The 18,229-nt window shown below is 54.5% G+C and carries 22 protein-coding genes and 2 pseudogenes; 18 read left to right on the forward strand and 6 right to left on the reverse strand.

Features of this window, described 5'->3' with window-relative positions; translation table 11 throughout:
- The first annotated feature begins 39 nt into the window (after nt 1–39).
- The 3 genes from EWH21_RS02685 (at nt 40) to EWH21_RS02695 (ending at nt 2,439) form a co-directional block, all read left to right on the forward strand.
- Nucleotides 40–855, forward strand: a complete 816-nt coding sequence (locus tag EWH21_RS02685) for an Imm49 family immunity protein (protein WP_152487605.1) — start codon at nt 40–42, stop codon at nt 853–855.
- 170 nt (nt 856–1,025) lie between these two features.
- The gene (locus EWH21_RS02690) at nt 1,026–1,457 is read left to right on the forward strand and encodes a hypothetical protein (RefSeq protein ID WP_277699722.1); all 432 of its coding nucleotides are present in this window, start codon (nt 1,026–1,028) and stop codon (nt 1,455–1,457) included.
- A gap of 268 nt (nt 1,458–1,725) precedes the next feature.
- Nucleotides 1,726–2,439 carry a hypothetical protein gene (locus EWH21_RS02695; RefSeq protein WP_277699723.1) on the forward strand — a complete coding sequence of 238 codons (714 nt, stop codon included), beginning with the start codon at nt 1,726–1,728 and terminating at the stop codon, nt 2,437–2,439.
- Here EWH21_RS02695 and EWH21_RS02700 read toward each other — a convergent pair.
- Nucleotides 2,436–2,609 carry a hypothetical protein gene (locus EWH21_RS02700; RefSeq protein ID WP_206596464.1) on the reverse strand — a complete coding sequence of 58 codons (174 nt, stop codon included), beginning with the start codon at nt 2,607–2,609 and terminating at the stop codon, nt 2,436–2,438. The two genes, EWH21_RS02695 and EWH21_RS02700, sit on opposite strands and share 4 nt — an antisense overlap.
- Nucleotides 2,610–2,876: 267 nt before the next feature.
- Between EWH21_RS02700 and EWH21_RS02705 the strand changes: the two genes are divergently transcribed.
- The 14 genes and pseudogenes from EWH21_RS02705 to EWH21_RS02770 all read left to right on the forward strand — a co-directional run bounded on the left by EWH21_RS02705 (nt 2,877) and on the right by EWH21_RS02770 (nt 11,368).
- Nucleotides 2,877–3,209: a hypothetical protein gene (locus tag EWH21_RS02705; RefSeq protein ID WP_277699724.1), complete on the forward strand. Its 333-nt coding sequence runs from the start codon at nt 2,877–2,879 to the stop codon at nt 3,207–3,209.
- Complete coding sequence (locus EWH21_RS02710) at nt 3,209–3,643, forward strand: hypothetical protein (protein ID WP_277699725.1); 435 nt, start codon at nt 3,209–3,211, stop codon at nt 3,641–3,643. The genes EWH21_RS02705 and EWH21_RS02710 overlap by 1 nt, the downstream gene beginning before the upstream one ends.
- Before the next feature lie 190 nt (nt 3,644–3,833).
- Complete coding sequence (gene imm2 / locus EWH21_RS02715; protein WP_277699726.1) at nt 3,834–4,187, forward strand: Imm2 family immunity protein; 354 nt, start codon at nt 3,834–3,836, stop codon at nt 4,185–4,187.
- A 334-nt stretch (nt 4,188–4,521) separates the two neighbouring features.
- Nucleotides 4,522–4,917: a hypothetical protein gene (locus EWH21_RS02720; RefSeq protein WP_277699727.1), complete on the forward strand. Its 396-nt coding sequence runs from the start codon at nt 4,522–4,524 to the stop codon at nt 4,915–4,917.
- A gap of 126 nt (nt 4,918–5,043) precedes the next feature.
- On the forward strand, nt 5,044–5,745 hold the full coding sequence (locus EWH21_RS02725; protein WP_277699728.1) for a transposase: 702 nt from the start codon (nt 5,044–5,046) through the stop codon (nt 5,743–5,745).
- Nucleotides 5,746–5,796: 51 nt separating this feature from the next.
- Nucleotides 5,797–6,252: a hypothetical protein gene (locus tag EWH21_RS02730; protein WP_277699729.1), complete on the forward strand. Its 456-nt coding sequence runs from the start codon at nt 5,797–5,799 to the stop codon at nt 6,250–6,252.
- Nucleotides 6,253–6,554: 302 nt separating this feature from the next.
- Nucleotides 6,555–6,932 carry a hypothetical protein gene (locus EWH21_RS02735; RefSeq protein ID WP_277699730.1) on the forward strand — a complete coding sequence of 126 codons (378 nt, stop codon included), beginning with the start codon at nt 6,555–6,557 and terminating at the stop codon, nt 6,930–6,932.
- Between the two features lie 200 nt (nt 6,933–7,132).
- A pseudogene (locus EWH21_RS02740) lies at nt 7,133–7,468 on the forward strand (transposase); the annotation flags it as partial.
- Between the two features lie 383 nt (nt 7,469–7,851).
- Nucleotides 7,852–8,205, forward strand: coding sequence for a hypothetical protein (locus EWH21_RS02745; RefSeq protein ID WP_134677850.1), 354 nt, complete (start codon nt 7,852–7,854; stop codon nt 8,203–8,205).
- A gap of 283 nt (nt 8,206–8,488) precedes the next feature.
- On the forward strand, nt 8,489–9,190 hold the full coding sequence (locus tag EWH21_RS02750; RefSeq protein ID WP_277699731.1) for a transposase: 702 nt from the start codon (nt 8,489–8,491) through the stop codon (nt 9,188–9,190).
- Between the two features lie 62 nt (nt 9,191–9,252).
- Entirely contained in the window at nt 9,253–9,807 is a 555-nt protein-coding gene (locus EWH21_RS02755) for a hypothetical protein (protein WP_277699732.1), read from the forward strand.
- An 84-nt stretch (nt 9,808–9,891) separates the two neighbouring features.
- Nucleotides 9,892–10,014: pseudogene (locus tag EWH21_RS02760) on the forward strand (transposase); the annotation flags it as partial.
- Between the two features lie 266 nt (nt 10,015–10,280).
- On the forward strand, nt 10,281–10,736 hold the full coding sequence (locus EWH21_RS02765; protein ID WP_277699733.1) for a hypothetical protein: 456 nt from the start codon (nt 10,281–10,283) through the stop codon (nt 10,734–10,736).
- Nucleotides 10,737–10,927: 191 nt separating this feature from the next.
- Complete coding sequence (locus EWH21_RS02770; RefSeq protein ID WP_277699734.1) at nt 10,928–11,368, forward strand: hypothetical protein; 441 nt, start codon at nt 10,928–10,930, stop codon at nt 11,366–11,368.
- A 59-nt stretch (nt 11,369–11,427) separates the two neighbouring features.
- On the opposite strand, the gene EWH21_RS02775 is transcribed toward EWH21_RS02770, so the two are convergent.
- On the reverse strand, nt 11,428–11,658 hold the full coding sequence (locus EWH21_RS02775; protein WP_277699735.1) for a hypothetical protein: 231 nt from the start codon (nt 11,656–11,658) through the stop codon (nt 11,428–11,430).
- A 35-nt stretch (nt 11,659–11,693) separates the two neighbouring features.
- Nucleotides 11,694–12,674, reverse strand: a complete 981-nt coding sequence (locus EWH21_RS02780; RefSeq protein ID WP_037056704.1) for an NADPH:quinone oxidoreductase family protein — start codon at nt 12,672–12,674, stop codon at nt 11,694–11,696.
- 155 nt (nt 12,675–12,829) lie between these two features.
- Here EWH21_RS02780 and EWH21_RS02785 point away from each other — a divergent pair, with 155 nt between their 5' ends.
- Nucleotides 12,830–13,234 (forward strand): flagellar basal body-associated protein FliL, encoded by a 405-nt coding sequence (locus tag EWH21_RS02785; RefSeq protein ID WP_047588861.1) that lies wholly within the window; start codon nt 12,830–12,832, stop codon nt 13,232–13,234.
- Nucleotides 13,235–13,323: 89 nt separating this feature from the next.
- Here the strand turns inward: EWH21_RS02785 and EWH21_RS02790 are convergent, their stop codons facing one another.
- Genes EWH21_RS02790 through EWH21_RS02800 form a run of 3 tightly spaced genes read right to left on the reverse strand, consistent with a single transcriptional unit; the run spans nt 13,324 to nt 18,217 of the window.
- Entirely contained in the window at nt 13,324–14,448 is a 1,125-nt protein-coding gene (locus tag EWH21_RS02790; RefSeq protein ID WP_277699736.1) for an ABC transporter permease, read from the reverse strand.
- Nucleotides 14,448–17,153, reverse strand: a complete 2,706-nt coding sequence (rbbA, locus tag EWH21_RS02795) for a ribosome-associated ATPase/putative transporter RbbA (RefSeq protein WP_277699737.1) — start codon at nt 17,151–17,153, stop codon at nt 14,448–14,450. Before rbbA ends, EWH21_RS02790 begins: the two co-directional genes overlap by 1 nt.
- Complete coding sequence (locus EWH21_RS02800; RefSeq protein WP_134677844.1) at nt 17,150–18,217, reverse strand: HlyD family efflux transporter periplasmic adaptor subunit; 1,068 nt, start codon at nt 18,215–18,217, stop codon at nt 17,150–17,152. Before EWH21_RS02800 ends, rbbA begins: the two co-directional genes overlap by 4 nt.
- Between the last annotated feature and the right edge of the window lie 12 nt (nt 18,218–18,229).

Below are 18,229 nucleotides of genomic sequence, written 5' to 3' on the forward strand. Positions count from 1 at the left end.
TGTGAATAGTAATGGCATGGTTATTGTGAAGGTTAAACCATGAAGGAAAATAAGGAAACACGTGAGGAACGGCTGATTCGTGCGGCTGCAGTGTGGGAAGAACTCACTGCAGAATGGGTTGTTGAATACGTGAGGGATTACCACAAGCTCAAAAGAGGGTCGGCTCTTCGGCATATGACTTCACTTTCGGAAGATCGTGGTCTGAAGTGTTATTTCATCGATAACGACTTGCGTCGTATGAAGCAGAATTTCTATGTTTATTGCAAGCTCTTGATGGCTGCCCAGCAGGAGGTTGAATCTAGCGGTGATGCCTTTGCTGGTTATGAACCATTTTTATACGGCCTGCTTAGCGATAGCCCAGAAATCTACAATTGGTTGGCCCATGCCGAACTCAAGCACAAAGACCAGTTGAAGACGCCACATTTTACGTTCTACCAATTCCAATTGGCACTGCGCCGCGACGATGAGGCTCTGCGCGAAACCATAGCCCTTGTGGCCAGAAACGGCGGCAACCGTAACAAAGCGCTAGCGCAGGCCGGGCAAGACTTCTTTTCTTTACTGCTCAAACAAGACAAAGAAGGCTTACAAGCTCTGATAGAGAACCAGGCCAAGATCAAGTCGGTACACGAACTGGAAGGCCAGTTCTTGGCAGGTTTCGCCATGATTCATGCCAAGCTTTGCTGGTGCCGAGGGATCGAAGTTCAAATTGAAAATCCATTGATACCCATGGATCTACTTCCTATTGAACCACTGGACTTTTACGATGTGGAGTACGACTTTCTGCGGCCAGGGTGGAGTCCGCCACCGCCGCAGGGTTTGTTTTCTAAGATTAAACACTTGCTCTCGAAAGGATAGGTGCGGAAAAGGGGGGCGAGGAAAAGGGGACAGGTTTATTTTTAGACTGTCGGTGCTGCGTCATAAATAAATCTGTCCCCTTTTTACTACATGCCAGGAGGATTTAGATATAACCCAGGTAGCCCTGGATCAGCACTTCCAGCATACCCTCCGAAGAAAGGAACTGAGTAATGCATACCGTGCCGCTAGATCATGCGAAGCAGAAGTTAATCTTCTACGTGGCGCAGGATTTGGATCGGTTAACTAAGTTTGATGTGCAGCAGCTTGTGAATGAGCTTGCTGCGTCTAGGGTATGGAGCATTGCACCGCCAAGCCTGATTGATGAGATAGACGAGAATGGTTTGGAGGTGGTAGGTGGGATGCTAGAAATTTATTCAGCTTTGCCGCCGAACATACTTCCTCTTGATGTGGACTCGAAGAGTCTAGAGGAAGTAGAGGAGCTGATTGGTGCTGTTAGAGACTTGTCTAAAAAAGGAAGTCTCTCCTTTGAGTTTCAGTTGGATGCTACTTATGTTGGTAGCATTGAGGATGGTGTCGTTGACCGAGTTCTTCAGGAAGGCTTGCTTGCGCCGTGGAGAGATAATCTTAGCGGGAAAAATTGAATCAAGAGTAATAGATTAATAGGAGCGCTCATTAGCCGGTCGTTATCGTGAATAAAAATTGCAGAAAAGGGAAAAAGAGGGAAAAAGAGGGGGAAAGGGGACAGATTTATTTTGGGGGGCTGTGCTTGGAAAAGGGGACGAAAAAGGGGGCAGATTTATTTTTAGGTTGACGGTGCTGCGTCATAAATAAATCTGTCCCCTTTTTCTTGAAAGCTTTTATTCGAACCAATGGTTTTGGCGAAATTGTTAGTGCTAGGACAAGAATTCCATGAGTGCGGCAGATATTGAGTTGTGGATTTATGCTCGACCAGATGGTGCTCTTACTATAGATCAGCGCCATGTGGATGTCATGGATAGGATGTCTAAGATTGGCGCCCCTTTAGGCTTTGCAGGCATTGATCTTCCTACTGCGCCGAGCTGCGGCGATGGGTTAGTTGCTACATATACAGCTAGGCTTCCCGTCAAAGGTCTCCGGCTTGTTGGAGACTACGCGTATCGTGGTGAGCGATATATATATGAAGATCGGGCTTCCTATGACGAGCATTTGCGCTTTGGATTTAAAGTTTCAAATAAGGCTATTGATTATGTTCAGGTTTTGAATGAGTGCCTTCCGAAGGTGATTGAAGCGTTTAAAGGATACAAGGCTCTGGTTGCTTATGATTTGTACGGGCTGTATTACCAGGGAGGGTTAAATGACGACAATCCTGTTTACAATCGGCTGCGTGAAGATCCAGCTATGGATGTTGATGGGCGCAACAATATTTACACTCTATATCCGGCGCAGTTTTGGGATGCGGAGCTTTGTCAGCGTGCCCTGGGTTATGGTCCTGATGAAGTCGTTTCACGACTGCAAGGTAAGGTTAATGTGGCGGCACGACTGGTGGATGGGGTCTATTTGGTTCTCAACGATGACCCGGGTCTGACCTATGAGGCCTTTGTGGAAATGAACGAGCGTATCAAGCCTGTCTTGGGGCTGGTTTAGTTGAAGGGCAGTAACCGCCCGTCCACGATCCTGCCCCTGAACGCCTCCAGAATGGCCTCGATGCCGAGCCTGCCCTCGGCAAAGGCCCCCAGCCGGCGGATCACCTCGGCATCGGGCTCCGGATCGGAAAAGGGGACAGATTTATTTTTAGGCTGACGGTGCTGCGTCATAAATAAATCTGTCCCCTTTTTCCCTTGTGTTGCAGCGTGTTGGCGGTAAAGTTGTTGATCGTATTGCGAGTGCCGTTGACGGGAAGCTGCATGTGCCCAAAACGGACTCTGGTGTTGTCGAAGGCGGTCCAAAAGAAATTGTCAAAGTAAATCCGCCGTTAGCGTTGCCGACGGGGAAACAGGGCTCTGTTATTAGAAGATCTTTAACTGATCACGAATTCAAGCAGGCGTCTGAGATAGTCTCCTTTAAGGGGTGGATTTAAGGGGGTGGACTCATCTAAGTTTGCTGGTATTGATGGTTGGTTGGATGGCGTACCTGTTCAACTTAAAGTCGTAGAGGGTGCGAGTATAAACGCAGTAAGAAGAAATATAGTTAGCGGGGCTAAGGATATGGCGAAAGCTGGGTATAGAGGGGATATATATATAGATGCCTCCAGAACAGGCGTTTCCATGAATAAGATGCTGGATCATTTTAAACCTGGGTCTCCTGTCTCCAATGTTGTTGGTGAAGGGGTTGTGAGTAATATTTATATAAAAACGCAAGATGGCTGGATGAATATTTCTGCCGGGCGGGTTGCTCAGCATAAAGGGTGGCAGTAATGTCAACTGGTCTGTTTGTTCCTGTTAGAGAAATCCCTACTTTCAGTGAGCTGCTGGGGGGTATGCTCTCACTTCTTTCTAAGTTCTTTGAGAGGGTAGAGAGAATAACTATTGGTGTTAACCTTGCTGGCGGACTTGATTTGAGCAAGGGGCTGATTCTTGTACAGGATCATGAGCAAGATTTATTCTGTTGGATAAGCTTTTCAGAGGTGCCCGAGGAGTTGAGGGAGGACTCAGAGCATGATTTGCCTATTGTGGCTCAGATACTTACTAGATCGGAGAAAAGTGTTTTCCTCTCTGTGGTTGTTGCCTATGCCATAGGTATGACTTTAGGTGGCCGAGTTGTGTACGATGATGGTCACATATACTTCGACGCCAAGAAGGATTTTTACTCTATCTTAGAGGTGGAGGAGTATATTTTGGCTAGAGTTTGAATGGTCCAAAAGAGGTAGCAAGTCCAGATGCGACGGGCGGGAATAAAGTTGATCCAGAGACCGACCTAGCCCCTTTTTCCGCAAGCTGTCTAAACGTGGCGGAGCAATTTAAGGCGAAATATCCCAATATCACAGTTAATATTCTTGATAATCAGGGCGTTATGCTCCGCCCGCCGAGGAAGACGCCGTAATGGAAGATCGAGTGACTTATGGTGAAATCCGGGCTTGGTTTCTGGGCAGCTATTACAGCTATTGCAGAGCCAAACTCAGCCACCAAAGCCCATGGGCTGAGGGAGAAAGCGAAGTAGGCTATGCCTACAGTGAGCTTGAGAATTCCTTTGACTTGCCTGTTGAAAAATTAATGTTGGAGATTTTAGCGCTTATTCTTTCGGCAGGTAGGTCTTCAGAGAAAGTCAAGAAATATCACCTTGACATGATCCGCGGATTGCTAAAGGAGATCGAGCTATCTTCTGTTTTGAATGATTTGCCCTCTGACGAGGCCGCAGAGCTAAAAAAAGATCTCAGGGTGTTGGGTCTTTATTAATTAGATGAAAAGGGGACAGATTTATTTTTAGGCTGACGGTGCTGTGTCATAAATAAATCTGTCCCCTTTTTTGTCCGGATGAGATGAAGGCTGATCCGTATCATCCAGACTGGCAGCGTTATTCTGGTGACATTCCTAACGGGAAAAGGGGACAGATTTATTTTTAGGTTGACGGTGCTGCGTCATAAATAAATCTGTCCCCTTTTTCCGAGGAGACATAGCTGCAATGGCAGAGAAGTCCGGGCTCACTTCTCTCACAGTTAAAGAAGTTGCAACCGGTAAGACTTTATATTGGCAGCCTGGGATGCGCGCTTTGAGAGAGAGGGATTAGATGATGAAGCTTTCTCTGTCATGGGTCGTTGGGTTCGGAGCGGAGTGCCAAGGAGGGAGAACTAACGATCCCTCTTGGAGTAATGTTGAATCTCACTTGAGGGAAGTGTGTGAGGTGTCTGGCTCTGTTACTTTAGAGGCTGCGAACCTCAGCGGATTTGAGTTGTTGAGTTTGCAAGTTGTTGCGGATCATGGAATGTTCGCGATGACTTTAGGTGAAGATGATGGTGAGGATTACACTGTTCGATCCTATCTCGGAAGTGGAGATGCAGGTAAGGCAGTTGATGTTCTAGGGGATGCTGTTGATGCCTCAGCGGTTTGTACTGATTTTGAGACTGTTGTTGATATTTTTAGAGGGTTCTTTGAAAAAGGCTGTGTGCCTCGGAATTTGATGGCCTAATTCTTTGGTCCAAAAGGAACAGTAAGTGCTCCGAAAAAGGGGACAGATTTATTTTGACGAAAAAGGGGACAGATTTATTTTTCACCTGATCGACTAAGCTGCAGGTCTCAATGGAAGGAGATCGTTATGCCAAGGATGGGGCGTATTGTGTTGCCGAACTACCCACATCATGTAGTGCAGCGAGGGCATAACCGGCAGGTGGTGTTTGCTGCTGAACAAGACTATCAGCGTTACATTTCTGATCTGCGTGAGCTGAAAGATGTCTTCGGGGTCAAGGTTTACGCCTATTGCCTGATGACCAATCATGTCCACCTGCTGCTGGCGCCCGGTGAAGCTGTTGCCGGGCTGGGGCAGTTGATGAAGGCGCTGGCGGCGCGAGCTACGCGCTATCGAAATCGTCTGGAGGGGCGCACCGGCACTCTCTGGGAGAGTCGCTACAAGTCCAGCGTCGTCGAGTCAGACGCCTACTTGCTTGCCTGCTGTCGCTATATCGAACTGAACCCGGTTCGAGCCCACATGGTTGCCGAAGCGGTTGATTATCCCTGGTCGAGCCATCGGATGCGGGTAACGGATCAGGCGGACAGCGATTGGTTAGATATAGACCCCTGCTTCATTGCTCTCGGCAACACGTCTGAAAAGCGTCGTATCCGGTACATGGAGTTCATGCGCCAAGCCGTACCATCGAGCGAGATTGATCTGATCCGTGCAGCACTACAGAGGGGGCAGCTAACCGGGAGCGCTCGTTTCGTGGATGAAATAGAAAGAATCCAAGGGCAGCGGGTTGAGCTACGAGGTCAGGGCAGACCTAAGCGACAGCCCGAAAAATAAATCTGTCCCCTTTTTCTCTTTTTCTAGGGGTGGGAGGATTTTCCTTTTTAAATGAACAGTTCTTTAGATATTATTCTTAAAACAGAGGCCGGGAGCTTAATATTTGCGCCAGTTAATGTGCGTGAGGGAGATGGAAAGTTTGATTTCAATATTACCTGTGTCTTGGTTGGTAGGTTTTCTGGGGTGTTATCCGGTAACTTCGTGTGCAGGTTGTTTCGTGGTGATATAGAAAGATTACTTATATATTTTTATGATCATGTGCAGATGCTGATGGCGGGTGGGGGTGAAACTCCATCTTTTGTGCCATTGGAAGGCGATATACAAATAAAGGCTTTGGATGGTGATGTGGTTGATATGCTGGATGGGTATTTCACGATAAATATTTTATTTAATTGCGGCAAGCCTGACGAGGCTTCGTCAAATGTATATTTTGGGTTTGAAGCTGTTGTTGAGTTGTCTGAGTTGAACAAGTTTTGCGACGGGTTAAGGCGCCTTGTTTTTTCTTGAGCTTGAACTGGCAGAAAAGGGTGCGGATTCTGAGGAGTCCCCACAAAATATCTACGCAGATCAAGCGGATAGCTTGAAGATGCCGGCATGGGAAAAGGGGGCAGATTTATTTCTAGGAAAAGGGGACAGATTTATTTTTAGGCTGACGGTGCTGCGTCATAAATAAATCTGTCCCCTTTTTCGATAGTCCCCTTTTTCGATACGTGGCATCACCATCAGGATAGTGGACGAATGCAGTTAGTCCCTGAACTGATTCATTCAAAGACGGGGCACATCGGTGGCGAAGCCATGGGAGGTGGGATGTGAGTCTGAGTGATACTGGATGTTTCGGCGATGAGTTGATGGCCTTCGTCATCACCTGTCTTTTTTGTGGGGCTATAAGCAGGGATGAGCTTAATGTGTGGTGCGCTCAGGCATTATCGCTAGATAACGCCCCTGTGTTTTTGTATGACTTAATGGATTTTCATGACGAGATTTTTAAAATCTATCAGGTGATTGGCTATGTCCCCCATTGGGAGCATACGGAGGATGACGAGTATGCTTTATATGGTATTGCTGTTCGTCGGGGATTTGAGCCTTATGACATGCCTTTAACGCCGGACAAAGCGCTTGCGTATCTTGAAGCGACACCGGATGTTGAGCGGCTGTTTGGTCAGGTTTTCGATTTTATCAAGCTGTAAGTTAAGGAGAAAAAGGGGACACCCATTAGCCGGCCTGGCGTCAAGACTCAAAGCAACCTGCTCTGGCAGAGTTTCTCCAGTGTCGAACCTGGTGAATTGGGGAAAAGGGGACCGGGAAAAGGGGACAGATTTATTTTCGGCGGATCAATGGGGTCGGGAAAAAGGGGACCGGGAAAAAGGGGACAGATTTATTTTCCGCCGAGCTGAACCCGGTTCGAGCCCGTATGGTTGCCGAGGCGGTTGATTATCCTTGGTCGAGCTATCGGACGCGGGTAACGGATCAGTCGGACAGCGATTGGCTGGACATGGACCCTTGCTTCGTCGCACTTGGCGACACGCCTGAGAGGCGTCGTATCCGTTACATGGAGTTCATGCGACAAGCCGTTCCATCAAGTGAGATTGATTTGATTCGTGCAGCACTGCAGAGGGGGCAGCTAACCGGCAGTGCTCGTTTCGTGGATGAGATAGAAAGAATCCAAGGGCAGCGGGTTGAGCTACGAGGTCAGGGCAGGCCGAGGCGTAACCCCGGAAAATAAATCTGTCCCCTTTTGTCGATTTTGGGGATTGTGGCTTTAGCGTTTTGGAGTCTGAGGGTAACTTGTCCATCACTGATGGCGTGGTTGGGGCTTCAGAGGGTATAGCTTTATCTAAGCTGGAAATTTAGATGGTCCAAAAGCGATAGGCCCTGTTCCAAGTCTTACTGAGCGGGGCACGTTAGTTAACCTGGGGAAAAGGGGGCAGATTTATTTTTGGGACAGATTTATTTTTAGGCTGACGGTGCTGCGTCATAAATAAATCTGTCCCCTTTTTTCGAGGTGAAATACCCGCCAGGTAATGGGGTTAGGCCGAGTGAATTCAAGGTGTATGCCATGATGGATGGTGAGTTAAAGCAGTTTACATTTATTCAATGAGGTGAGGCATGAATACAGTTGAAGATGCCTATAATGAATTGGCTAGAGGGATTATTGATTTTATTGGGGGGCGCTCATGGGATAAAGCCTTCTGTAGTTGTCAGATTTATCACCGGATGGCATCAACAGTCTATTGGCTTGAAAGCTTCGGCAACGTTGATAAAAAGGCATTGGCTTGGCCAAATAGCTGTATTGATAGTGGCAAGGCGGCGATCCTGATTAGGGATGATGTTCTCCAAAAAAATGGGCAGCGCATTTGGGGGCTGATTTTTACGCTTTATCCTGATGGGAAATTTAATATTGAGTATGACTACAGTAAGCCGGAAGATTATGAGGAGACGGACGACATCGTTGGAGAGTAATGGTGAATCAAGGGAAGGTCTGAACTAGGGCGTTATTTTGGGTCGCCTTCGGTCATTCCCGATTTTGAAAAAGGCGATTTGATCAAAAAACGGTCAAATCACTTATTTTTTGCGTTTACGGCCTCCGCAAGCGGCCTGCGGGGGCCACTTCCCACATTACAGGCGCACCTCTCCTACGCGGCTCAACAAATGTCGGCGTGCCATCCATAGGTTCGGAAAAAGGGGACAGATTTATTTTTCACCTGATCGACTAAGCTGCAGGTCTCAATGGAAGGAGATCGTTATGCCAAGGATGGGGCGAATAGTATTGCCGAACTACCCACATCATGTGGTGCAGCGAGGGCATAACCGGCAGGTGGTGTTTGCTGCTGAACAAGACTATCGGCGTTACATTTCTGATCTGCGTGAGCTGAAAGACGTCTTCGGGGTCAAGGTTTACGCCTATTGCCTGATGACCAATCATGTCCACCTGCTGCTGGCGCCCGGTGAAGCTGTTGCCGGGCTGGGGCAGTTGATGAAGGCGCTGGCGGCGCGAGCTACGCGCTATCGAAATCGTCTGGAGGGGCGCACCGGCACTCTCTGGGAGAGTCGCTACAAGTCCAGCGTCGTCGAGTCAGACGCCTACTTGCTTGCCTGCTGTCGCTATATCGAACTGAACCCGGTTCGAGCCCGCAAGGTTGCCGAAGCGGTTGATTATCCTTGGTCGAGCCATCGGATGCGGGTAACAGATCAGGCGGACAGCGATTGGTTAGATATAGACCCCTGCTTCATTGCTCTCGGCAACACGTCTGAAAAGCGTCGTATCCGGTACATGGAGTTCATGCGTCAAGCCGTACCATCGAGCGAGATTGATCTGATTCGTGCAGCACTACAGAGGGGGCAGCTAACCGGGAGTGCTCGTTTCGTGGATGAAATAGAAAGAATCCAAGGGCAGCGGGTTGAGCTACGAGGTCAGGGCAGACCTAAGCGACAGCCCGAAAAATAAATCTGTCCCCTTTTTCTCAATGGTGTTCCTATAGAAATAATTAACTTTCCTGGTGCTAAATGATGAAAGAAAGCGAGCTGGTTTCGATTATGGAGGGGCAAGGCTGGATTTGTAAGAAGGATGAAGTGGGGGACTGCTTTTGCATAATTATTGTTGATGATATTCAAGTCCAGGTTATTCCATTTATAGGTAAGCGAGCAGACCATTTTAGGCTCTCGCTTGCTCCTTCCATTTCATCAAGAGAGTTCTCCGAGGCTGTCGGGTTTATTTATGGGGAAGGTAGAGATTATTCTCCGATTATTATTAGTAATGGGCCTCCTAAGAAACTGGCTAGTCTTTCTGCTGAGGATGTACTGCAACTTGCTGGTGAAGCTATATCATGGGCTCTGTCTCAAAGCCTGGAAGATGGGCTAACGGCATATAGGGGGTTGCCAACTGATGTCAAAGGTGCAATGCCACTCAGGCATCTAGCTGCCTTGGCGATAGCTGGGGATGTTGAACGATTAGAAGGTTACAAGCAGAGCTTTGCTGAGGGAGATAGGCTCGGATTTGTACCGTATATCACTGTCGACATGGTTGATCGAGCGATCTTGATAGCAAGAAAACATAGCAAATGATTAGCCATGCAAAGAGGGGAAAGGGGACAGATTTATTTTTCACCTGATCGACTAAGCTGCAGGTCTCAATGGAAGGAGATCGTTATGCCAAGGATGGGGCGAATAGTATTGCCGAACTACCCACATCATGTGGTGCAGCGAGGGCATAACCGGCAGGTGGTGTTTGCTGCTGAACAAGACTGTCAGCGTTACATCTCTGATCTGAAGGGGAAAGGGGATAGGTTTATTTTTAGGCTGACGGTGCTGCGTCATAAATAAATCTGTCCCCTTTTTCTTGAACTTTTATTCGAACCAATGGTTTTGGCGCAATTGTTAGTACTAGGGCACAGGGAAAAGGGGACAGATTTATTTTTAGGCTGACGGTGCTGCGTCACAAATAAATCTGTCCCCTTTTCCGTTGTCCCCTTTTCCGTTCAAAGCAAGAAGTAAAGAGTATGGCGCGTAATCAGGGGTGGGAGGATTTTCTTTTTTAAATGAACAGTTCTTTAGATATTATTCTTAAAACAGAGGTCGGGAGCTTAATATTTGCGCCAGTTAATGTGCGTGAGGGAGAGGGAAAATTTGATTTCAATATTACCTGTGTCTTGGTTAGTAGGTTTTCTGGGTTGTTATCCGGTAACTTCGTGTGCAGGTTGTTTCGTGGTGATATAGAAAGATTGCTTATATATTTTTATGACCATGTGCAGATGCTGATGGCGGGTGGGGGTGAGGCTCCATCTTTTGTGCCATTGGAAGGCGATATACAAATAAAGGCTTTGGATGGTGAAGTGGTTGATATGCTGGATGGGTATTTCACGATAAATATTTTATTTAATTGCGGCAAGCCTGACGAGGCTTCGTCAAATGTATATTTTGGGTTTGAAGCTGTTGTTGAATTGTCTGAGTTGAACAAGTTTTGTGACGGGTTAAGGCGTCTTGTTTTTTCTTGAACTTGAACTGACAGGAAAGGGTGGGGATTCTGAGGAATCCCCACAAAATATCTACGCAGATCAAGCGGATAGCTTGAAGATGCCGGCATGGGAAAAGGGGGCAGATTTATTTTTAGGCTGACGGTGCTGCGTCATAAATAAATCTGTCCCCTTTTAGTCTCTATAGTCTCTAAGCAGTTTATTAAGGAGATGTGAAGGTGTTGTTTAAATATAGTGACTCCGATGGGGTTGACATCTTTTTTGGTGTCCGCAATAGGGGCGACGTAAGACGCGCAATAGGAGTGGAATGTCGGGTTTTTCCGAGGACTGAATTTTCTGATAATTCAACTGATGCTTTTGGTGGATCTATAGCTAAAGTTTGGTATGACGCTGATGATAATGCGTGTGGGATTCAGCTTTATTATCCGGCAGCAGAATTCTATTTCTCTGAAAAACAGTTTTTAGGTGTTGGTCTGGGGGAGGCAGAATTATTTCTATCCGATCAAGGTGTTGCGTTTGATTGTGAGGATGATAATACTGGCATAAGTATAAAAGGAGGGGCGGTTAGATTTTATGCACCTAATGCTGATGAGCTTGGCAATGCTGCGATAATTGAGGCTGTCTATGTGGAGATTCCAAGGTTGGAACATTAAGCAAAAGGCGGGAAAAGCGAGCAGATTTATTTTTCGCCTGATTGGTTAAGCTGAAGGTCTCAATGGACGGAGATCGTTATGCCATGGGTGGGTGGATTGTATTGCCGAACTACCTGCATCATGTGGTGCGGCCCGGCCATCACCGGTAAGTGTTGTTTACCGTTGAGCAGCATTGCCAGCGCAGCATTACAACTGATCTGTGCGAACTCAACGATGCCTTCAGACCCAAGCCCTCTGACCATTGCCTGATGTCTGTCCACCAAGGCCGCCGCTAGAGCGACCTTGGACACCTGCGCGCAACCATGTCCGGTGCGCGCGACGCCTCCTACCGTACCTCCACCACCACCTTGCCCACCGCCTTACGCTGGCCGAGCGCATCGATCGCTTCGCCGCCGCGCGCCAGCGGGAAGGTCTGCGACACCAGTGGTTTGAGTTTGCCCTCGGCGTGCCAGGCGAACAGTTGCTGGAAGTTGTCGGCGTTGTCCTGCGGTTGGCGCTGGGCGAATGAGCCCCAGAACACGCCGACCAGGGCGGCACCCTTGAGCAGCGGCAGGTTGGCCGGGAGGGCCGGGATGCCGCCGCCAGCGGCGAAGCCCACCACCAGGAAGCGGCCGTTCCAGGCGATGCTGCGGAAGGCTTCCTCGAACAGCGTGCCGCCCACCGGGTCGTAGATCACATCCACGCCCTGGCCGCCGGTGAGTTTCTTCACCTCGTCCTTCAGGCTCTGCTCGCTGTAGTTGATCAGTTCGTCGGCGCCGGCCTTGCGCGCCACTTCCAGTTTCTCGGCGCTGCTCGCAGCGGCGATCACTTTCGCACCCATGGCCTTGCCGATTTCCACTGCTGCCAGGCCGACGCCGCCGGAGGCGCCAAGCACCAGCAGGGTTTCCCCGGCTTGCAGGTTGGCGCGCTGCTTGAGGGCGTGCATCGAGGTGCCGTAGGTCATGCCGAAGGCCGCTGCGGTGGTCAGGTCCATGCTCTTCGGCACCGGCAGCACGTTGTAGGCCGGCACGGCGACCTCTTCGGCGAAGCCGCCCCAACCGGTCAGGGCCATTACCCGGTCACCGCTGCGCAGGTGGCTGACCTTCTCGCCTACTGCCTTGACCACACCGGCCACTTCGCCGCCTGGCGCGAAGGGGAAAGGCGGCTTGAACTGGTACTTGCCTTCGATGATCAGCGTGTCGGGGAAGTTGACCCCGGCGGCCTGGACCTCGATCAGCACCTCGTTCTTTTTCGGTTCGGGGCTTGGCAGGTCTTCCAGTACCAGGGTGTCGGCAGGGCCGAAGGCTTTGCACAGCAGGGCTTTCATCAGATGCGTTCCTCTTGCAGGGTGCCATGCAGTGTAGGAAGCGCCTGCCGTGGGTCAACGAGCATGCCCGTGCCTGATAGCCCGGCATAAGCGCCGGGCTTGGGTGCTGGCGTGTGGATGGCTATGCTAGGCAAATCCCCGATGGAGTGCCGAACGTGAAACTGTTGACCGCCCTGTTGCTGAGCCTGTCGATCTGCCTGCCTGCCCTGGCGTCTTCGGAGAAGAAGGAAGAGGTGCCGACGACGATCTACCACAGCCTGACGCCTGCCCTGATCGGCAACCTGGCCGACCAGGGCAACCGCCTGAAGTTCTTCAAGGCGGACGTCGCCTTGCGCGTGACCGGCACGGAGGCCGAGGAGCAGGTCAAGCACCACGAGCCGCTGATCCGTCATCAGCTGGTACTGCTGTTCTCGGCTCAGACCAGCGAGACCATCAATGCTCCCGATGGCCGCGAGAACCTGCGCCAGCAGGCGCTCAAGCAGGTGCAGGACGCGATCAACGCAGAAGAAGGCAAGCCCGTGGTCGAGGACCTGCTGTTCAACAATCTGATCATTCAGTAGCGGCGAATCCCTGGCGCGTTCGGTTTCAGCGGCCTAGCACGGATGCAATCCGGCGGCCCCTCATGCGACATCCCCGGATTGCATCCGGGCTACGCCATCTGCGCCAGGGTCTTGCGAAAGCGGCTCAGCGCGGCGAGGAAGAACAGCGTGCCGATGCCGACGATGGCCAGCAGGTTCGGCCAGACGGTGGCCAGCCCCGCGCCGCGATAGAGGATGGCCTGGGCCAGGGCGACGAAGTGGGTGGTCGGCGCCACCAGCATGATCTGCTGTACCAGCTCGGGCATGCTCTCGCGTGGTGTGGTGCCGCCGGAGAGAATCTGCAGCGGCAGCAGCACCAGGATGATCAGCAGGCCCAGCTGTGGCATCGAGCGTGCCACGGTGCCGAAGAAGATGCCCATCGAGGTGGTGGCGAACAGGTGCAGGGCCGCGCCCAGCAGGAACAACGCGATGGAGCCTTCGATCGGCACCTGCAACCAGCCCTGTACCACCAGCAGCAGCGACAGCGCCGCTGCCGTCAGCACCACCAGGCCCATCGACCAGACCTTGGCCAGCATGATTTCCAGCGGCGTCACCGGCATCACCAGCAGGTGTTCGACGGTGCCGTGTTCGCGTTCGCGGATCAGGGCGGCGCCGGTGAGAATGATCGAGAGCATGGTGATCTGGTTGATCACCTCCATTACCGAGCCGAACCAGGCGCGGGTCAGGTTCGGGTTGAACTGCACGCGCAATACCAGATCGGCGGGCTGCTGCAGGTCACCCCGGTAGCGGCGGACGAACTCGGCGACTTCGCTGGTGCCGATGTTCTGGATGTAGCTGGCGCCGGTGAAGGCCATGCTCACCTGGGTGGCATCGACGTTGAGCTGGATCGCCGGGCTGCGGCCGGCCAGTACGTCACGCTGGAAGTTCGGCGGAATATTCAGGGTGAAGGTGTAGCGGCCGGAGTCCATGCCGCGATCCATCTGGCTCAGGTCGATGCGCTCCGGCGTGCGGAAGTAGGGCTGCTGGAAGGCCTGGATCAGCCTTTCGGAGAGTTGCGACTGGTCCTCGTCGACCACGGCGATGGCGGCGTTGTGCAGGCTTTCCGGCAGGCTGGTGGCGGCCGAATAGACGCCCATGCTGAAGGCCCAGAGGATCAGGATCACCAGCGCCAGGTCGTGCTGCAGGCTGCGCAGTTCCTTGATGCCGAGGTGCAGGATATTGGCCAGGCGTTCCATCAGACCTCCTGTTTGCGCAGCAGGCTGGCGCTGAGCAGGGTCAACAGCGGCACGGTCAGTGCCAGGGCGAGGAAATAGCCGGCCAGGTCGCGTAGCTCCAGCGCCTTGGAGAACAGGCCACGGCTGATCACCAGGAACTGCGATGTCGGGTAGAGCTGGCCGACCAGCGCGCCGAAGCCCTCCAGCGAAGCCACCGGGTAGATCAGCCCGGAGAACTGGATGGCGGGCAGCAGGGTGGCGATGGCGGTGCCGAATACGGCGGCGATCTGGCTCTTGGTGAAGGTCGACATGAGCAGGCCGAGGCCGGTGGCGCAGGCCAGGTAGAGCAGGGCGCCGGCCAGCAGGGTCAGCGGGTTGCCCTTGAGCGGCACGTCGAACACGGTGACCGCCAGCAGCACCAGCAGGATGAAGTTGAACAGCCCCAGGGCGATGTAGGGCAACTGCTTGCCGAGCAGGAATTCCAGGCGCGTGACCGGGGTGACGTAGAGGTTGATGATCGAGCCCAGCTCCTTCTCGCGCACCACGCCGAGTGCCGTGAGCATCGCCGGGATCAGCATCAGCAGCAGCGGGATCACCGCCGGCACCATGGCCTTGAGGCTCTCCACGTCCGGGTTGTAGCGGTAGCGCACTTCCAGTTCGGCTGCGCTGCTGGCTTGTGGCTGAGGTGAGCGCCGGGCCAGCTCGGCCAGGTAGTGCTGGTGCAGGCCGGTGACGTAGCCCTTGATGGTTTCGGCACGGGTCGGCATGGCGCCGTCGATCCACATGCCGATCTGCGGACTGGCGCCGCGCTTGAGGTCGCGGCCGAAGTTCTGCGGTATCTCCACTGCCAGGCTGATGTCGCCGTCGCGCAGGCGTCGCTCCAGTTCGTCGTAGTCGCGCAGGGGCGCCTTCTCCAGGAAGTAGCGCGAGCCGGAGAGGTTGAGGTGATACTCCTGGCTGGTGGTGGTCTGGTCGCGGTCGAGCACGGCGAAGGACAGGTCTTCCACGTCGAGGCTGATGCCGTAGCCGATGATGAACAGCAGCAGCACGGTGCCCAGCAGCGCCATGCCGCCCCGGATCGGGTCGCGGCGCAGCTCCAGCGCCTCGCGCCGGGCATAGCTGAACAGGCGGCGCAGGCTGAAGCGCTGGCGCTGCGGCGCGGGCTTCTGTTGCAACGGCGGTGCCTCGCTGAGTGGCTGCTCGCCGACGGCTTCCTGCAGGTAGGCGATGAAGGTGGCTTCGAGGCTGTCCAGCCCGCGCTTGTCTATCAGCCCCTGCGGCGTGTCGCTGTCGAGCACCTTGCCGGCGTGCATCAGCGAGATGCGGTCGCAGCGCTGCGCCTCGTTCATGAAGTGGGTGGAGATGAAGATGGTCACGCCGTCCTGGCGCGACAGGTCGAGCATCAGTTGCCAGAAGCCGTCGCGGGCGACCGGGTCGACGCCCGAGGTCGGTTCATCGAGGATCAGGATCTCCGGCTTGTGGATTACCGCGACGGCCAGCGAGAGGCGCTGGCGGATGCCCAGCGGCAGGCGCTCGGGGAGCATGTCCATGACCTCGCCGAGGTCGAAGCGCTCGGCCATCTGCGCCACCCGTGGGCCGATCTCGGCGCTGGGTACGTGGAACAGCTGGGCGTGCAGCACCAGGTTCTGCCGCACTGTCAGCTCGCCATACAGGGAGAACGCCTGGGACATGTAGCCGACCCGCTTGCGCGTGGCCATGTCACGCGGGTCGACCGCCTGGCCGAACAGCAGTGCCTCGCCCTCGCTGGCCGGCAGCAGGCCGGTGAGCATCTTCATGGTGGTGCTCTTGCCGCAGCCGTTGGAGCCGAGGAAGCCGAAGATCTCGCCACGGCGAATGCGGAACGACACCTGGTCGACGGCAACGAAGTCGCCGAAGCGCATGGTCAGGCCCTTGGCCTCGATGGCGATCTCGCTGCTGCCCTGCAGCGGAGGGATAAGCACCTGCTGGTGGCCGCGCCGCCGCTCTTCCGGGAGCAGGGCGATGAAGGCCTGCTCCAGGCTGGCGCAAGCGGTGCGTTCGCGCAGTTCGGCGGGGCTGCCTTCGGCCAGCACGCGGCCGTCGTCCATCGCCACCAGGTGGTCGAAGCGCTCGGCTTCTTCCATGTAGGCGGTGGCCACCAGCACGCTCATCTGCGGGCGCTGTGTGCGGATGCGCTCGATCAGCTCCCAGAACTGGTTGCGTGACAGGGGATCGACGCCGGTGGTCGGCTCGTCGAGGATCAGCAGGTCGGGATCATGGATCAGCGCGCAGCACAGCCCGAGCTTCTGCTTCATGCCGCCGGACAGCTTGCCGGCCGGGCGTTCGCGGAACGCGGCCATGCCGGTGCTGCGCAGCAGGTCGTCGATACGCTGTTCGCGTTCGGCGGCGTCCTGGCCGAACAGGCGGCCGAAGAAATCGAGGTTCTCGAACACCGACAGGGTGGGATAGAGGTTCTTGCCCAGGCCCTGCGGCATGTAGGCGATGTGCGGGCAGACGTTGCGCCGATGCCGAGCCTCGGCCATGTCGCCGCCGAGGACCTCGACCTGGCCGTCCTGGAGCTTGCGGGCACCGGCGATCAGCGCCAGCAGGCTGGACTTGCCGACGCCGTCCGGGCCGATCAGGCCGACCATGCGCTGTGCCGGCAGGCTCAGGTCGATCTGCTGCAGGGCGTGGGTTTCGCCGTAGCGCAGGCCGACGCCAGCCAGGCGCGCGACCGGCGCGTTCATTGCGGAACCTTGATCGCCAGGTGCTCAGGCCATTCGGCCTCGGGGTCGAGGCGCAGGTAGGCCATGCCGGGGACGCCGGTCTTCACCTGCTGCAGGTGCTTGCTCAGCAGCTCGGGGTCGATACGGGCCTTGACCCGGAACATCAGCTTCTCGCGTTCGCTGGCGGTTTCCACGGTCTTCGGCGTGAACTGGGCGACGCTGGCGACATAGCTGACCTTGGCCGGGATCACGTACTGCGGTGCGGCATCGATCACCAGGCGCACCTCACTGCCGAGGGCAACGCGGCCGGCCTGGCGTTCGGGCAGGAAGAAGGTCATGTAGACGTCGGTGAGGTCCACCAGGTTGAGCAGCTTGCCGCCCGCGCCGAGCACTTCTCCCGGCTGGGTCACACGGTACTGGACGCGGCCGGCGCGCGGCGCCTTGAGCTGGCTGTCGTCGATGTCCACCTGCAGGCGTTCGACGCTGGCCTGGGCGGCTTCGGTGGCCGATTGCGCCTCGATGGCCTGCGACTGGGCGGCGGCGATGCCGGCTTCTGCCGAGCTGACCTGGGCGCGGGCTGCGGCCAGGGCGGCTTCGGCGCTCTGCAGGCGCGCCAGGTCATCGTCCAGCTGCTGCTGGGCCAGGGCATTGCGCTTGACCAGCGTGGCGCTGCGTGCGTGACGCTTGCGTGCGGCATCCAGCTCGGCCTGGCGCTGGCGCACCACCGCCTCGGCGGTGCGCTTCTCGCTTTCCCGCAGGCTGATCTGGCTGGCAGCCGTCACCTGGCCATTCTCCGCCTGGCGCAACTGCGCACGGGCCTGGGCCAGCTGGGCCTCAAGGACCTGGGTGTCCATGCGCGCCAGGACCTGCCCGGGCTCAACGAAGTCGCCTTCGTCGACATCGATACTGGCGATGCGTCCGGCCAGTTTGGTCGCCACGTCCACCTCGGTGGCCTCGATGCGCCCGTTGCCGCTGGCGAAGCCCTCCGGCAGGCCGCTCGGGCGCAGTTGCCACCAGGCGATGGCGGCCACTGCGGCCAGGCCGAAAACGATCAGGTAGGGGAGGCGACGTCGCGCGTTGTTCATCTCAGCGTCCTT

It is taken from the genome of Pseudomonas sp. REST10 (assembly GCF_029542605.1).
GTDB lineage: Bacteria > Pseudomonadota > Gammaproteobacteria > Pseudomonadales > Pseudomonadaceae > Aquipseudomonas > Aquipseudomonas khazarica.

Coding starts and splice junctions, on each gene's coding strand:
- EWH21_RS02755 (WP_277699732.1), top strand. CDS start 9,253: ATGAAAGAAAGCGAGCTGGTTTCGATTATGGAGGGGCAAGGCTGGATT.
- EWH21_RS02800 (WP_134677844.1), bottom strand. CDS start 18,217: ATGAACAACGCGCGACGTCGCCTCCCCTACCTGATCGTTTTCGGCCTG.
- EWH21_RS02765 (WP_277699733.1), top strand. CDS start 10,281: ATGAACAGTTCTTTAGATATTATTCTTAAAACAGAGGTCGGGAGCTTA.
- EWH21_RS02730 (WP_277699729.1), top strand. CDS start 5,797: ATGAACAGTTCTTTAGATATTATTCTTAAAACAGAGGCCGGGAGCTTA.
- EWH21_RS02745 (WP_134677850.1), top strand. CDS start 7,852: ATGAATACAGTTGAAGATGCCTATAATGAATTGGCTAGAGGGATTATT.
- EWH21_RS02725 (WP_277699728.1), top strand. CDS start 5,044: ATGCCAAGGATGGGGCGTATTGTGTTGCCGAACTACCCACATCATGTA.
- rbbA (WP_277699737.1), bottom strand. CDS start 17,153: ATGAACGCGCCGGTCGCGCGCCTGGCTGGCGTCGGCCTGCGCTACGGC.
- EWH21_RS02700 (WP_206596464.1), bottom strand. CDS start 2,609: ATGACGCAGCACCGTCAGCCTAAAAATAAATCTGTCCCCTTTTCCGAT.
- EWH21_RS02780 (WP_037056704.1), bottom strand. CDS start 12,674: ATGAAAGCCCTGCTGTGCAAAGCCTTCGGCCCTGCCGACACCCTGGTA.
- EWH21_RS02720 (WP_277699727.1), top strand. CDS start 4,522: ATGAAGCTTTCTCTGTCATGGGTCGTTGGGTTCGGAGCGGAGTGCCAA.
- EWH21_RS02710 (WP_277699725.1), top strand. CDS start 3,209: ATGTCAACTGGTCTGTTTGTTCCTGTTAGAGAAATCCCTACTTTCAGT.
- imm2 (WP_277699726.1), top strand. CDS start 3,834: ATGGAAGATCGAGTGACTTATGGTGAAATCCGGGCTTGGTTTCTGGGC.
- EWH21_RS02790 (WP_277699736.1), bottom strand. CDS start 14,448: ATGGAACGCCTGGCCAATATCCTGCACCTCGGCATCAAGGAACTGCGC.
- EWH21_RS02685 (WP_152487605.1), top strand. CDS start 40: ATGAAGGAAAATAAGGAAACACGTGAGGAACGGCTGATTCGTGCGGCT.
- EWH21_RS02750 (WP_277699731.1), top strand. CDS start 8,489: ATGCCAAGGATGGGGCGAATAGTATTGCCGAACTACCCACATCATGTG.
- EWH21_RS02690 (WP_277699722.1), top strand. CDS start 1,026: ATGCATACCGTGCCGCTAGATCATGCGAAGCAGAAGTTAATCTTCTAC.
- EWH21_RS02695 (WP_277699723.1), top strand. CDS start 1,726: ATGAGTGCGGCAGATATTGAGTTGTGGATTTATGCTCGACCAGATGGT.